Here is a 14,009-nt window from a genome sequence, read left to right on the forward strand (position 1 = left end):
CGGGGAATCGGGACCCCGGGCGGATCAGACGTTGACGTGAACCACCTTCGCGGGCGGGAAGCCGTTGAACCAGGTGGAAGACGCGTGGCTGTAGGCCCCGATGTTCTCCGAGTAGACCCAATCGCCCAGGTCGAGCTCGGGGAGGTCCTCCGCCTGGGACACGGTGTCCAGGGCGTCGCAGGTGGGGCCGAAGACGGCCGAAATCCGCGTGGGTCCCCGCCTGAACGCCTTCAGGTGGTACTGGCAGTGATCGAACAGGATGCCTGAAAAGGTGTGGTAGATCCCGTCGTTGATGTAGTAGCAGCGCTTCCCGTCGCGTTCCGATTTGCCGATCACCTCGGCCACCGCCGTGGCGGCGGTGCCCACCATGTACCGTCCCGGTTCCGCGATGACTTCCAGGTCCTTCGGGAACAACCTGCGGATTTCGGCGCCCAGGATCTTGGCCAGGTCCCGGAACGGGCGCACGTGCCGGTCGTAGCGGGCGGGGAAGCCGCCCCCGATGTCCAGGAGCTTCAGCCGGAGCCCCCGGGAGTCCGCTTCCTCCATGATGGCGGCCGACGTCCCCAGCGCCTGGACGTAGTTCTCGAAATTCGTGCACTGGCTTCCCACGTGGAACGCCAGCCCCTCCACCGCGAGGCCCGCATCGGCCGCCTGCTCCATGAGGTCCACGGCTTCCCCGGGGGCGGCCCCGAACTTGCTCGACAGCTCCACCATCGAGCCGGTGTTCGGAACCCGGATGCGCAACGCCAGCCCGGCGTTGGGCGCGTGCCGGCGGATCTTCCCGATCTCCTCGGCGTTGTCGTAGACCACCAGGGGGCGGTAGCAGTCGAGTTCCTCGAGCGTGCGGCGGTCCTTGATGGGATTGGAATAGATGATCTTGTCCCAGATGAAGTTCTGTCGCTCGTCGGCCGGGAGGGCACGGATGTTTTCGTAGACGAGGTTGAACTCGGCGATGGAGGCCACGTCGAAGCTGGACCCGATCCGGTAGAGGGTCCGCACGATCTCCGGGTCGGGGTTGGCCTTGACCGCGTAGTACGGCTGCACCCGCGGCAGGCAGCGCCGGAACGCCTGGAAATTCCCCCGCAGGGCCTCGTGGTCCACGACGAACAGGGGCGTCCCGTGCTTCCGCGCCAGCTCTTTCAGTTGCGATGTCTTGATCATGGTCGGCCGCGCGGACCGGCGGCGGGGCGGGCCCCGCCGCCATCCTCCGGTTACAGGGTCTTGTTGTGCTTCCAGTACTCCTCGGTCACCAGCTCCATGATTTCGGGAAGCCGGTCGTAGAGGCGCTTGAGCTTCCGCGGTTTGGAGCGGGCGAGGGCGTAGTGCGCGAGGAGGGGGAAGGCCACGGTCGAGTCGACGTAGCAGACGACGGCGTCGGGGAGCTGCGTCGGGTCCACCTTGCCCCAGGTGACCGCCTCCTGCGGGGTGGCCCCGGAAAGGCCCCCCGTGTCGGGGCGCGCGTCGGTGAACTGGATGAAGTAATCGTGCCCCTCCTCCTTGACCCGGAGGATTTCCTGGATCTGCGGCTCCGTCTGGAGGGTGAAGTTCTTGGGCGAACCGCCGCCGATCAGCAGCGTCCCGGTCTTGTGCCCCGCGCGCTTGGCGGCCAGCACGATGCCGGTGCTCTCGTTGACGTCGCGCGAGGGGTTGATGCGCAGCGCGTTCTTGCGCAATTCCAGCCCGGCCACGTTCATGCCGATGGTGGAATCGCCCGGGGAGGGGCAGAAGCACGGGACCCCGGCGCGGTAGGCGGCGGCCAGGAGCGAACTGTCCTTGCGCCCGGTCTGCTCCTCGAATTCCGCGCAGTATTTCCCCAGGAGGTAGTGCAGCTCGGTGGTCCCCATCTCCTTCTGGAATTCGGGCTGCATCAGCACCTGGCGCAGGACGTGGTCGGTGGCCATGAGGACGTCGTTGTAGTCGAGCAGGATGTCGTAGATGCGCACGACGCCCAGGCGCCGGAGCTCCGGGTCGGGGGAGAAGGGGGACCCGCGGTAGAGCGGGAGGTTCATCGCGTAGTGCATGTCGTGGTAGAGGTTGGCCCCCGTGGCCACGATCCAGTCCACCAGCCCGGCCTTGATCAGGGGGACCACCACCGCGGCGCCCAGCCCGGCCGGCGTCATCGCCCCCGCCAGGCTCATGCCCACGGTCACTTTCGGCCGGGCCATCTTCTCGGTGAAGAGGCGGCAGGCTTCCTGGAGCCGTCCCCCGTTGTAGGCCAGGAAGGCGCCGTCGATCAGTTCGGGCAGCGTCTCCTTCCCCGTGACCGGCGAGGGGAGGATGCGGCGCCCCCGCAGAAACTGCTGTTTCCCCTTGGAGAATTTGTGCGGATACCTGCTCACGAACTTCCGGGGCAGTTTGACCTCGCCCATCGTCGCCTCCCGAATATGACCCGCAACGCGGGCCTAAAAAGGGACGCCCCCCGGAATCTCCGGGGGGCTCCCGTACACCTGCAGTTCGAGCAAAGCGCTAGTTGGACGCCCTTCCGACCGTCCCCTTGGCCACGCCGATGTTCTTCTTGGCCGGCTCCTTCGGCCGCAGGGCGCGCGTCGCCTTCCCGGCCCGCCACATCTCGGAGTCCGCCATGGCCTTCAGTTCCTTGCCCAGCTGCTTCTGGTAATCGGCCTTGCCGCAGGACTGGAGGACCCGTTTGGTCTCCTCCCCGCTGGCCACCCGCTTGTAGAGTTCCGCGAAGACGGGCTTCACCGCCTTCTTGAATTTCGGCAGCCAGTCCAGGGCGCCGCGCTGGGCGGTGGCGGAGCAGTTGGCGTACATCCAGTCCATCCCGTTTTCGGCGACCAGGCGGATCAGGCTTTCGGTCAGCTCCTCGACCGTTTCGTTGAACGCCTCGCTGGGGCTGTGGCCGTGGCGCCGGAGCACGTCGTACTGGGCCTCCATCACCCCCGCCAGCGCGCCCATCAGGATGCCCCGCTCCCCGGTCAGGTCGCTGAAGACTTCCTTTTTGAACGTCGTCGGGAAGAGATATCCCGATCCCACCGCGATCCCGAGCGCCATGCACCTTTCACGGGCGCGGCCGGTGGCGTCCTGTTCCACGGCGAAGCTGGAGTTGATGCCCGCGCCGGAGAGAAAATTCCGCCGCAGCGACGTCCCGGACCCCTTGGGGGCCACCATGATGACATCGACGTCCTTGGGGGGGACGACGCCCGTCTGCTTGCTGTAGGCGATGGAAAAGCCGTGGGAGAAATAGAGAGCCTTGCCCGGGGCCAGCCTCTCCTCGACCACGGGCCAGATCGCCCGCTGGGCGGCGTCCGACACCAGCATCTCGATGATGGTCCCCCGCTCGCAGGCCTCTTCGATGGTAAAGAGGGTCTTCCCGGGCACCCACCCGTCCTTCCGGGCGCGATCCCAGTCCTTCGGGTACTTTTTCGACTGCCCGATGATGACGTTGAAACCGTTGTCCTTCATGTTCAAGGCCTGCGCCGGGCCCTGAACGCCGTATCCGATGACGGCGATCGTCTCCCCCTTGAGCACCTTGCGCGCGCGGCTCATGGGAAATTCCTTCCGCGTAACGACCTCTTCCTTAACGCCTCCAAAATCGATGAGCGCCATGATTGCGTCCCTCCTTCAGGGTAAGTTCCCGGCTGCCGGCATCCACGTCCTCGCACGGGAAGATTTATATAAGTCATCCGGGATCCGGGTTCAAGGCGAAATCTTCCCGCGCCGCATGCCATTCTAACAGAAGCGCGGCGGGGAGGGCGCAATCTTTATCGCTTCCGGCGGGCGGCGATCTGTTTTATGATGCCGACGGCCCGCCGTGACCGGCAGGCCCCGGACGGGGAGGACCCTTCCGCCGGAACCCGCGGCCGCGCCATGAGAATGATGATGATGCTCGTTTTCTTCACCCTGTTCCTCGCCACGCTGGGGCTGATCAGCTGGTACCTCTTCATCCGCGGGCTCGCCGCCCTCCCCCGCGGCTCGGCGCTGCGGCGCCCCTACATCGTCCTCTTCTGGTTTCTGACCCTCTCCTTCGTCGGCGGGCGCGTCTTCGAGAACCTCCTCCCTTCCCCGCCGGCCACCATCCTCATCTGGATCGGCTCCTTCTGGCTGGGCGCCGTCGTCTACCTCCTGCTCGCCGCCCTCACTGTCGACCTGCTGCGGCTGGTGCACCGGTTCCTCCCCTTCTTCCCCGCCGCCGTCACGCGCGATCTCGCCCGGGCCAAGCTCGCGACCCTCGCGACGGTCCTGGCGGCGACGGCCCTCTGCCTGGCCGGGGGGTACGTGAACTCGCTCTTCCCGGTGGTCCGGACGCTCGACATCGAGGTGGCGCGCCGGTGCGGGGGGATGGAAAGCCTCGACATCGTGGCCGCGTCCGACATTCACCTGGGAACCATCGTGGGGCGCGCCCGGCTGGACGGCATCGTCGACCGGATCAACCGCCTGCACCCCGATATCGTGCTGCTGCCGGGCGACATCGTGGACGAGGATCTCGCCCCCGTCATCCGGCAGGACCTGGGGGCGGCGATCGAGAACATCCGCTCCCGCTTCGGAACCTACGCCGTGACCGGAAACCACGAATATATCGGGGGGGTGGAGGAAGCCGCCGCCTACCTCCGTGCCCACGGCGTCACCCTGCTGCGGGACGAAAAGGTCCGGATCGGGGACGCGTTCCATCTCGTGGGGCGCGAGGACCGATCGATCGGACGGTTCACCGGGCTGCGCCGGAAGGGGCTCGACGCTCTCATGGACGGGATCGACGACGGCTGCCCCGTCATCCTCCTCGACCACCAGCCCTTCGAACTGGAGGAAGCGGCCAGGCACGGAGTCACGCTCCAGCTCTCGGGGCACACCCACTACGGGCAGCTGTGGCCGCTGCACCTCGTCGTCAGGATGCTGTACGAGGTCCCGTGGGGGTACCGGCGCTCCGGGGACACCCATTATTACGTGTCCTGCGGGGTCGGGACCTGGGGGCCGCCCCTGCGCATCGGGAACCGCCCGGAAATCGTGCGGATCCGGCTCCACTTCCCGTAGACCACCGCGGCGGGCCCATCGATTCCGTTACCGGGCCCCATTTCCGGATTGATGGGACCGGGCTTTTGGCTCTATGATGGACGCACCGGCTGCGGGCGGATTCACCGCCCCCGGGAAAGGAAATTGGAGGTTCTCCCATGGCCGTCAGGAAACCGGCGCACGCGCTCCTTCTGGTCCATGTCACCGATCGCCTGAAAAAGGCCCCTTCCGTTCAGAAATCGCTCTCGAACTTCGGAGACGCGATCCGGACGCGACTCGGGCTCCACGAGATAGGGGAGGGGTACAGCTCGCCCGAGGGGGTGCTGGTGCTGGACATCGCCGGCGAGGCTCGGGCGAAGGAGCTCAAGCAGGCGCTCGACCGGATCGAGGGGATCGAATCGAAGCTGGTGGTGTTCCGGCACTGACCCCACCCTTTCCCGCAGCCCGCCTGCGCCCCGTTGCGCCCGGGCCTTGCAAACGGCCCCGCGCTGTGGCAATTTAAACGGGTTGGGGGGCTTCGCACGGAACATGAATCACCCGGACCGCACCGCAGTCACAGGCATCGCCATTATCAGCATTACCGGGGGGACGCCCGGCGGATAGAGGCATGTAAAGGTGCATGCACCCTGCCCTCATCCGCCGAACGGGTGAGGGCTTTTTTTTTGGGCCCGGCGCGCCGGCGCCGCGGGCCCGCGGAGGCAGGCGTGAAAATATTCGTTTACGACACCACCCTGAGGGACGGGACCCAGGGCGAAAGCGTGGCCTTCTCGGTGCAGGACAAGCTGAGGGTGGCGCGAAGACTGGACGAACTGGGATTCCACTACATCGAGGGGGGGTGGCCCGGCTCGAACGAAAAGGATGTGGAATTCTTCAGGATCGCCGCCCGCCAGAACTGGCGGACGGCCAGAATCGCCGCCTTCGGCAGCACCGCCCTGGCCCGGAACCAGCCGAGCGAAGACCCCAACCTCGAGGCGCTGCTCGAGGCCGCGACCCCCGTGGTCACCATCTTCGGTAAAACCTGGGACTTCCACGTGCATGCGGCCCTGAGGATCCCCCTGGCCCGGAACTGCGAACTGATCCGCGCCTCGGTCGCCTACCTCAAATCCAGGGGCCGGGAGGTGGTCTTCGACGCCGAACATTTCTTCGACGGCTTCGGCGCCAACCCCGAATACGCGCTGGAGACCCTCCGCGCCGCAGCCGAGGGGGGGGCCGACCTGATCACCCTGTGCGACACCAACGGGGGTTCCCTCCCCTCCCGCATAAAGGAGGCCGTCGGCCGGGTCCAGGCGGTGGTCGGGCTGCCGCTCGGCATCCACTGCCACAACGATTCCGAGCTCGCGGTGGCCAACACCCTCGCCGCGGTGGAATGCGGCGCCGTCCAGGTCCAGGGGACCATGAACGGCTACGGCGAACGGTGCGGGAACGCGAACCTCTGCTCCATCATCCCCAATCTCGAACTGAAGATGGGGATGACCGTCATCGGCGGGGAGCGGCTCCAGCTTCTCACCAGCGCCTCCCGGTTCGTCAGCCAGATCGCCAACCTGCGGCACCGCAAGGATCTCGCCTTCGTCGGGGAGAGCGCCTTCGCCCACAAGGGGGGGGTCCACGTCAGCGCCGTCATCCGGGATGCCGCCACCTACGAGCATGTGGTCCCGGAAAAAATCGGGAACGTGCGCCGCGTCCTGGTCTCGGAACTCTCCGGCAGGAGCAACCTCCTGTTCAAGGCCCGGGAGATGAAGCTGGACATCGCCGAACATGAGGAGAAGCTGAAACCCGCCCTCAACCGGATCAAGAAACTGGAGAGCCAGGGATACGAATTCGAGGCGGCGGAGGCTTCCGTGCGCGTGCTGCTGGAAACGGCCATCAACGGCGAACGGGAGTTCTTCAGGATCGACAATTTCCGCGTGTTCACCGACATGCACCGGAGCGGGGAGGTGACGTCCGAGGCCACGGTCAAGGTGCGCGTGGGGGATCAGTCCGTGCACACGGTGGCCGAGGGGGACGGCCCCGTGCACGCCCTGGACAAGGCCCTGCGCCTCGCCCTGAACCAGTTCTTCGAACCGCTGCGTTCGGTCACGCTCATCGACTACAAGGTCCGGGTCCTGACCGGGACGCACGGCACGGGCTCGCGGGTGCGCGTGCACATCCAGCAGACGGACGGGGAGGAAACCTGGACGACCGTGGGGGTGTCGGAAAACATCCTGGAAGCGAGCTATATCGCCCTGGCCGACGGGATCCGTTACAAACTGCTGCAGACGATGGGCTGAGTCCGCCGCCTCAGTCCAGGGTTCCGGTCGCTCGTTTCAGTTCCACCAGGGCCTTGGCATAGGCGGCCCGGGCCTCGACGGCGGCCAGCCGGGCGGCGCGGTGCTCCCGCTGACGTCGAATGACGTCGTAAGGCACCGCCGCCCCTTCCTCGAGCCGCGCCTCCTCGGCCGCCAGCACATCCCCGCTCAGCCGCTCCGCCTCGAGGGCGGCCTCGACCCGGGCCCGGGACTGGGCCAAATCGATCAGCACCCGGCGCACTTCCAGGGCGATGGCGTTGCGCGTACGCTCGAGCGCCGTCTCGTTCTGGGCCTTCTCCCGCCGGGCCCGGTAATAGTCCGCCTCGGCCGCCCGGTTCCGGATGTTGATGGAAAAGGAGAACCCGACGGCGTATTCGGGGTAGGTCCAGCCGCGTACCTGCCTGAGCGCCTGGGACAGCCCCCCCGGGTAGAGTACCGGGACCCCGTCGATATCGGGGATCCTCCGGTCGCCGTAGAGGCCGGAGCTGTTGAAGTTCGCGAAGACCAGGAGGCTCGGCCGGAGGAGGTCCTTGCCGTAGCGGACGGCGATTTCCTGGGTGCGGAGGCCGGTCTCGGCCTGCAGGATTTCCGGCCGGTGGCGCATGGCCAGTTCGAGCGCCTCGTCCAGTACCGGGATGTCCCCGTCCCGCGGATCGGGGAGGGCGGCGGAGGGCTCGATGCGCACGGAGTCCCACTGGCCGGGGTCCCGGCTGACCAGGTTCTTCAGGTCCATCTCCCGCATCTCGAGCGTCGTGCGGGCCGTCACCAGGTCGCGCCGGCGCGCGGCCACCTCGCTTTCCGCCGTCACCACGTCCAGCCCCGACGCCGCCCCGAATTCGTCCTTGATCCGGGTGTCCCCGAGCAGACGCTCGGCCACGGCCAGGGACTGCTCGGCAACCCGGAGGCTCTCCCGCGCGGCGACCAGGTCCCAGTAGGCCCCCTGTGCCCGGGCCAGGGTGGTGCTGACCTGGAGCCGCACCCCTTCCTTCATGACGGCCTTCTCGTTTTTCACGACATCGAGGAAACGCCGGCCGATGCGCCGGCCGGACCCGCTCAGCAGCTGCTGCGTCACGCTGACGGACAGCTGGGAAACGACGGCGGGGTTGTAGAGGAGGAAACGCTGGGTCGAACTCTGGCGCATGTTGTTGAAGGAGACGCTGAGGCTGCTCCCCGTGGTGAAGGCCTGCGAGTAGCGCGCCAGCAGCGCGGTCGAGCGGGTCGAAACCTCGGGGATGCCGGAGACGACGACCGAATTCAGCGGGCTGGTCGTGCGGTCGACGCTGAACCCGAGGGCCAGGGTCGGATCGTAGCTGCCGCGCGGGAAGCCGAAGACCTGGCGGGCGCCCCCCGTAATGCCGCCCACCCCTCCGAATCCCCCCAGGCCCCCGGCGCCCCCGACCCCGGCCCCGATCGCCCCGGCAAAAAGACCGCTTGGGATCTGGACCCCGGCCCCGCCGCGGGGCGCCCCGCCCCCCTTGACCCGCAGCGTGTCGGTCTCGGCGTACCGGGCCGCGTTCCTGGAGAAGAGGATGTCCAGGTTGTTCTCCCTGACCGACGTTTCGAGCCGGTCCAGGGAAAGGCGCAGCGTCCCCCCCTCTCCGGGCCGCGGCAGCCCTTCGGGGTTGGCGAACTCCGGCTCCGGAATCGGCCGCATGACGTAGGGCCGGTAGACCCTCGGGAACCACTCCGTGTTCCGGGAAAGGTCGCTCGCGGGCTCCTCCGCCGGGGCGGCCGCCGGGAGGACGCCGAGGAGCAGCGCCACCCGCGCCGGGCGGCCGAAGAGGCGCACGAGGACCGACATCACTCGACCTCCCGGGCGCCGGAAGGGGTGAAGGGGGTCAGGGGAGCCCGCGAGATCTCGCCGCGGAGCGCCTCGGCGTACTCGATCCCGTTGCGGTCCAGGACCAGCCCGCGGGCGCGGTCCATTTCCACCATGGCCTTCACCCACGCGATCTGCGCGGCGACCTCCGCCTGCCGCGCCGCGGTGTAATCCCGTTCCCGCAGAATCACCTGGTAGGAGGTGGAGGCTCCCGCCTCCAGCCGTATCTTCTCCCCCTCCCAGATTTCACGCGCCAGTTCGGACGCCTTGCGCGCGGCCTCGACCTGGGCCTTCCCCTGGATCAGCCCGATGACGGCCTTGCGCACCTCCAGTTCGATGGAGTTGCGGGAGCGCTGCCGGCTGATCAGCAGCTGGTTCCGCTCGAGCTGCGAACGGAGGTTATCCGCCTGCGCCGTGCGGTTGCGCAGCGGGATGTTCAGGCTGAACCCCCCGGCATATTCCGGGTACGTGCCCCGGAAGCTCTGGGAGAAGGCGTCGATGAGGCCCGACTCGGACTCCACGGAGGTCCCCTGGAGTCCGGCCCCGGCATAGAAGCCGAAAACGGCCAGGCTGGGCTTGAGCGCGTTCCGGGTGAAGCGGACGGAGATATCCTGGTTTTTGAGGTTGATGTCCGCCTGCTCGAGCTCGAGCCGCTTCTCGAGGGCGACGGCGAGCGCGTCCTTCACGTCGGGGATGTCCGGGTCGCCATGCTGCGGCATGCGGTCGCGGAGCACGACCCGGGCGGCGTCCAGTTCCGGGGTGACCCGTTTCACCAGCATGTTCTTGAGCGTGGCCTCCTGGAACTGGAGGTTCGTCCGGGCCACGGTCAGGTCGCGCGTCCGGGCGGCGACCTCGGACTCCGCGGAGGTCACGTCGAGGGGCGACATGGTGCCGACATCCAGCCGTATCCGGTTGTCTTCGAGGAGCCGTTGGGCCACCGCCAGGGACTGTTCCGCCACCTTCACGCTCTCCTCGAGGGCCGCCAGGTCCCAGTAGGCGTTCTCCACCGCGACCACCGTGGCGATGAGCTGGAGCCGGAACACGTTTTCGGCCACGCGGGTGTTGTTGCGGGCCACCATGATGTAGCGTTCGTTGGGCAGCCGCCCGAACCCGTTCAGGAGCGGCTGGTTGACCCCCACCGCGAAGCGGGTGACGGAGGCCGGATTGTAGAGCAGGTTGCGCTGGGTCGAACTCTGGCGCTGGCCCGTCAGGGTCAGGGAATAGCTGGTGCCCAGGCCGAAGAGCTGCGCGTAGCTGGCACTGAAGGCCGCGTTCTTCCCGGTCACGTTGTAGATCCCGGAAACGACGCTCGAATTCAGGGGCGAGGTCACGTGGTCGTAGCTGAAATTCACGCTCAGGGTCGGGTCGAAATTCCCCGCCGAGCCGACCTGGACCGACCCGCCGCCCCCGGTGATCCCCCCGGCGCTCCCCACTCCGGACCCCGCCCCCGAGCCGCTGATCCCGGCGCCCAGGGCGCCCGAGGTCAATCCCCCGGGGGTCGATCCCCCCGTAAACCCGCGCGGCGACTGCCCCGCCCTGCTCCGCAGCAGGTCGGTGGCGGAGTACTCCGGTACGAAGCGCTGCACGGCGATGTCGAGACTGTTCTCGAGCGCCAGCGCGAGCGCGTCGGACAGGGTCAGCTCGAGCGACCCGTCACGCATCAGCCCCTCGATCCGCGGGGAATTTTCCAGGACCGGGGCGGAAACGGGACGCGCACGAAAAATCCCCAGGGGGTTGGCACGGGCTCCCGTATTCTCCCCTTCGGCCCCGGAAAAGGAAAACCGTTCCGGAGCGGGCTGGGCGCCGAGGGGCGCCCGGGGCGGCATCCAGACCAGGGCGAGCGCCGCCACGAGCGCCGGCCGACGGAATCTCTCAATCATCGCAACCTCCTGAAAACGGGGACGGACCAGGGCATATCATTGAAAAAAGGCATTTTATCCATGAACCACGCAGGATCGCACCCGGTCGGCCGGGGATGGTTTCCCCCCGGCGGGGCCACGGTTGCAGCAACGCCGGACGCCCGACGGTCAACTCTTTGAAATACGCCCGGTTGGGGAGGTTGTTTCGACCGGCGGCGGCACCGAAGGGGCGGGCATCCGTTACTGCATGGCGCATTTGCGCGCCGTCTCGTAGACAGGATCCTCCACCTTCAGCCCGACCACGAACCCCCCGGCCTGGGGCTTGCAGTACACCAGCTCCCCGGTGAAGGTAACGTCGCCCCAATCCACCCTGACCAGGGCGCCCTCGGGAAGAGCCTCGCCCAGGATGAGACTGAGACCGTGGACCGACAGGTCCGACAGGCGCGCACGGCCGGTGGAACCGGGAGGGTCCACGCAGGTCACATTCACCGTCAGGTCCGTTTTGAAGCGCGTCCGGGTTCGTCTGTTCATGATGGCTCAATCGGCGGCCGGCATCCCTCCCCTTAAGGAAAAGCCCGGCTCCAGCGGCCCCGGCCCGTTTGACAACGACGCCGCGGCCCAGTATCCTGTGCCGCAAGGCCCCCGGTCGGGGGCTCCGCGGAAAAGAAGTCTTTTATCACATCGACGGAAGGGAGACAACCGACAGCATGGAACTCATAACCATCGATGAAGACAGGTGCCGGAAGGACGGCTTCTGCGCGTGGGAATGCCCGTCGGCCATAATCGAGCTTCCGGGGGACGGGTGGCCCCGCATCAAGCCCGGCCAGGAGGAGGGGTGCATGGATTGCGGCCATTGCGTGGCCGTCTGCCCCCACGACGCGCTCCGTCACGAGCGGATCCCGCGGGCGGGCTCCCCGGCCCTGCGGGACGATCTCCGCATCGGCGAAGCCCAGGCGGCGCAGTTCCTGCGTGCCCGCCGGTCGATCCGCCACTTCGCCGAGAGGCCGGTGGAAAAGGATAAGATCCTGAAGCTCATCGAGACGGCGCGTTACGCGCCCACCGGAGGGAACAGGCAGGAGGTGGAGTGGCTCGTGCTCGACGACGGGCCCCGGCTCCGCGAGATCGGGGCGCTCACCGTGGCCTGGCTCCGCAAGGTGGTCGAGGACCCGCGCGCCGTCGCCGCCGCCCCCTACCTGCTGCCGACCATCGCCGCCTGGGATGCGGGGGAGGACACGGTGCTCCGGGGCGCCCCGGCGCTGGTGGTCGCCATGGCGCCGGCGGAAGTGATGACGGGGACGGTCGACGTGACGATCGCCCAGGCCTACCTCGATCTCTACGCTCCCGTCCTGGGGCTGGGGACCTGCTGGGCGGGCCTGCTCCAGGGGGCCATGGCGAACGCCCCGGAAACCAGGGCGGCCGTGGGCATTCCCGAGGGCTATCCCCACCACTACGCCCTGATGCTGGGGTACCCGGACGTCAGGTTCTTCCGCACCCCGGAGCGGAAAGCGCCCAGGATCACCTTCGCGTAGAACCCGGTCTTCGGGTCCCCGCTACAGGTCCACCGGGCGGATGATGCCCTCCCTCATCTTGACTTCGGTCTCCCGGCGCGCACGGCTGATCATGAGGTCGGCCTGCCGGTAGAGCTGGTCGCGGGTCAGGATCTTGCGGGCGACCCCCTGTTCGATCGCCTTCAGGCCGACGGCCACCGCCTCCCGGACGAAAACGTTGGGTTCGTCCATCTTGGGGACGATGGAATCCTCCCGCAGCCCCCGGTCCTCCGCGCATTTCGCCAGTTCCGTGGCCGCGGCGATGCACATCCCGTCGGTGATGGTCGTGGCGGCGACATCGAGCGCGCCGCGGAAGATCCCGGGAAATCCGAGGGAATTGTTGATCTGGTTGGGAAAATCGCTTCTCCCGGTCCCCACCACGCGGGCGCCCGCCTCATGGGCGTCCCATGGCCACATCTCCGGGATCGGGTTGGCGGTCGTGAACACGATGGCGTCCCTGGCCATGCCGGCGACCCATTCCTTCCGGATGGTGTCCGGCCCGGGGGTGGAGGCGGCCGAGAGCACATCCGCCCCGGCGATCGCTTCCGCCGCCCCGCCGACCAGCTGGTCGCGGTTGGTGATCTGGCACATCTCCCATTTCTCCCGGTAGACCCCCCTGAGCTCGGTGCGACCCTTGTGCAAGGTGCCCTTGCGGTCCACGAAGATCAGGTTCCCCGGCTTGGCGCCGTAAGCCATGTAGAGCGCCCCGATCCGGATGTTGGCCGCCCCCGACCCGACCAGGGTGATTTTGACGTCCTCGATCCGCTTGCCGACTATTTTCAGCGCGTTGATCAACCCCGCCAGGCACACGGTCGCCGTCCCCTGCTGGTCGTCGTGCCACACCGGGATCCTGCAGCGACGGCGCAGCTCCGCGAGGATCTCGAAGCACTTCGGCTGGGCGATGTCCTCGAGGTTGATCCCCCCGAAGGAGGGCTGCAGCACCTCCACCGTGCGGATGATCTCCTTGGGGTCCTTGGTGTCGATGCAGATCGGGAACGCGTCCACACCGCCCAGGTATTTGAACAGGATCCCCTTCCCTTCCATGACGGGGAGGCCCGCTTCCGGCCCGATGTCGCCCAGGCCCAGGACGCGGGTGCCGTCGCTCACCACCGCGACCATGTTCCCCTTGTTCGTGTGCTCGTAGACCTTTTCGGGGTTTCGATGGATATCCTTGCAGACTTCCGCGACGCCCGGGGTGTACCAGATGGCAAAATCATCGAAGTCGCGGATGCAGCACTTCGGCGAGGTCTCCAGCTTCCCCCTGTAATAGGGGTGCAGCTTCATGGCGTCCTCCGCCGGCTTGTAGGCTTTGGCCAGCAGCTCCTCCTTGGTCATGCGTCTCGGTTCCGGCGCTTCCGCTGCATCCCCGGGCGATCGGTCGTTCATGGTTCTGGGTCCTCCCTCATGCGGCGGGGTGCAGGCGCGCCGCGGTCGAACGGTGCCCGGCGCGCACACATCCCCATTAAATTTATTAATCGGATGATGTATCGGGATAATTTCCCTTTATCACAATACTATCGCGCCGCGGGGGAAT

Annotated in this window: 11 protein-coding genes; 4 read left to right on the forward strand and 7 right to left on the reverse strand. The window is 67.4% G+C overall.

Annotated elements, in window-relative coordinates; translation table 11 throughout:
* Positions 1-24: 24 nt before the first annotated feature.
* The 3 genes from GXY47_04550 to ilvC all read right to left on the reverse strand — a co-directional run bounded on the left by GXY47_04550 (position 25) and on the right by ilvC (position 3,567).
* Positions 25-1,161: a type III PLP-dependent enzyme gene (locus GXY47_04550; GenBank protein NLV30406.1), complete on the reverse strand. Its 1,137-nt coding sequence runs from the start codon at positions 1,159-1,161 to the stop codon at positions 25-27.
* 50 nt (positions 1,162-1,211) lie between these two features.
* Complete coding sequence (locus GXY47_04555; protein NLV30407.1) at positions 1,212-2,369, reverse strand: deoxyhypusine synthase; 1,158 nt, start codon at positions 2,367-2,369, stop codon at positions 1,212-1,214.
* A 97-nt stretch (positions 2,370-2,466) separates the two neighbouring features.
* Positions 2,467-3,567, reverse strand: coding sequence for a ketol-acid reductoisomerase (gene ilvC / locus GXY47_04560; GenBank protein NLV30408.1), 1,101 nt, complete (start codon positions 3,565-3,567; stop codon positions 2,467-2,469).
* A 186-nt stretch (positions 3,568-3,753) separates the two neighbouring features.
* Here ilvC and GXY47_04565 point away from each other — a divergent pair, with 186 nt between their 5' ends.
* The 3 genes from GXY47_04565 to GXY47_04575 all read left to right on the forward strand — a co-directional run bounded on the left by GXY47_04565 (position 3,754) and on the right by GXY47_04575 (position 7,232).
* Complete coding sequence (locus tag GXY47_04565) at positions 3,754-4,986, forward strand: metallophosphoesterase (GenBank protein ID NLV30409.1); 1,233 nt, start codon at positions 3,754-3,756, stop codon at positions 4,984-4,986.
* A 137-nt stretch (positions 4,987-5,123) separates the two neighbouring features.
* Positions 5,124-5,390, forward strand: coding sequence for a hypothetical protein (locus tag GXY47_04570; GenBank protein NLV30410.1), 267 nt, complete (start codon positions 5,124-5,126; stop codon positions 5,388-5,390).
* Positions 5,391-5,669: 279 nt separating this feature from the next.
* Positions 5,670-7,232: a citramalate synthase gene (locus GXY47_04575; protein NLV30411.1), complete on the forward strand. Its 1,563-nt coding sequence runs from the start codon at positions 5,670-5,672 to the stop codon at positions 7,230-7,232.
* Between the two features lie 10 nt (positions 7,233-7,242).
* Here the strand turns inward: GXY47_04575 and GXY47_04580 are convergent, their stop codons facing one another.
* From GXY47_04580 to GXY47_04590, 3 genes are all read right to left on the reverse strand, one after another.
* Entirely contained in the window at positions 7,243-9,054 is a 1,812-nt protein-coding gene (locus GXY47_04580) for a TolC family protein (protein NLV30412.1), read from the reverse strand.
* The gene (locus tag GXY47_04585) at positions 9,051-10,949 is read right to left on the reverse strand and encodes a TolC family protein (GenBank protein ID NLV30413.1); all 1,899 of its coding nucleotides are present in this window, start codon (positions 10,947-10,949) and stop codon (positions 9,051-9,053) included. Before GXY47_04585 ends, GXY47_04580 begins: the two co-directional genes overlap by 4 nt.
* A gap of 219 nt (positions 10,950-11,168) precedes the next feature.
* A complete protein-coding gene (locus tag GXY47_04590; protein ID NLV30414.1) occupies positions 11,169-11,459 on the reverse strand; it encodes a PilZ domain-containing protein in 291 nt (96 codons plus the stop codon).
* A gap of 176 nt (positions 11,460-11,635) precedes the next feature.
* On the opposite strand from GXY47_04590, the gene GXY47_04595 reads away from it, so the two are divergent.
* Positions 11,636-12,457, forward strand: a complete 822-nt coding sequence (locus GXY47_04595) for a 4Fe-4S binding protein (protein ID NLV30415.1) — start codon at positions 11,636-11,638, stop codon at positions 12,455-12,457.
* Between the two features lie 21 nt (positions 12,458-12,478).
* On the opposite strand, the gene GXY47_04600 is transcribed toward GXY47_04595, so the two are convergent.
* The gene (locus GXY47_04600) at positions 12,479-13,810 is read right to left on the reverse strand and encodes an NADP-dependent malic enzyme (protein NLV30416.1); all 1,332 of its coding nucleotides are present in this window, start codon (positions 13,808-13,810) and stop codon (positions 12,479-12,481) included.
* Between the last annotated feature and the right edge of the window lie 199 nt (positions 13,811-14,009).

This window comes from Acidobacteriota bacterium (assembly GCA_012729555.1).
Taxonomy (GTDB): Bacteria; Acidobacteriota; UBA6911; order UBA6911; family UBA6911; genus UBA6911.

What these genes read in the sequence shown, in the direction of transcription:
- GXY47_04550 (NLV30406.1), bottom strand. Translation starts at nt 1,161, where the DNA reads ATGATCAAGACATCGCAACTGAAAGAGCTGGCGCGGAAGCACGGGACG.
- GXY47_04555 (NLV30407.1), bottom strand. Translation starts at nt 2,369, where the DNA reads ATGGGCGAGGTCAAACTGCCCCGGAAGTTCGTGAGCAGGTATCCGCAC.
- ilvC (NLV30408.1), bottom strand. Translation starts at nt 3,567, where the DNA reads ATGGCGCTCATCGATTTTGGAGGCGTTAAGGAAGAGGTCGTTACGCGG.
- GXY47_04565 (NLV30409.1), top strand. Translation starts at nt 3,754, where the DNA reads ATGATGCCGACGGCCCGCCGTGACCGGCAGGCCCCGGACGGGGAGGAC.
- GXY47_04570 (NLV30410.1), top strand. Translation starts at nt 5,124, where the DNA reads ATGGCCGTCAGGAAACCGGCGCACGCGCTCCTTCTGGTCCATGTCACC.
- GXY47_04585 (NLV30413.1), bottom strand. Translation starts at nt 10,949, where the DNA reads ATGATTGAGAGATTCCGTCGGCCGGCGCTCGTGGCGGCGCTCGCCCTG.
- GXY47_04590 (NLV30414.1), bottom strand. Translation starts at nt 11,459, where the DNA reads ATGAACAGACGAACCCGGACGCGCTTCAAAACGGACCTGACGGTGAAT.
- GXY47_04595 (NLV30415.1), top strand. Translation starts at nt 11,636, where the DNA reads ATGGAACTCATAACCATCGATGAAGACAGGTGCCGGAAGGACGGCTTC.
- GXY47_04600 (NLV30416.1), bottom strand. Translation starts at nt 13,810, where the DNA reads ATGACCAAGGAGGAGCTGCTGGCCAAAGCCTACAAGCCGGCGGAGGAC.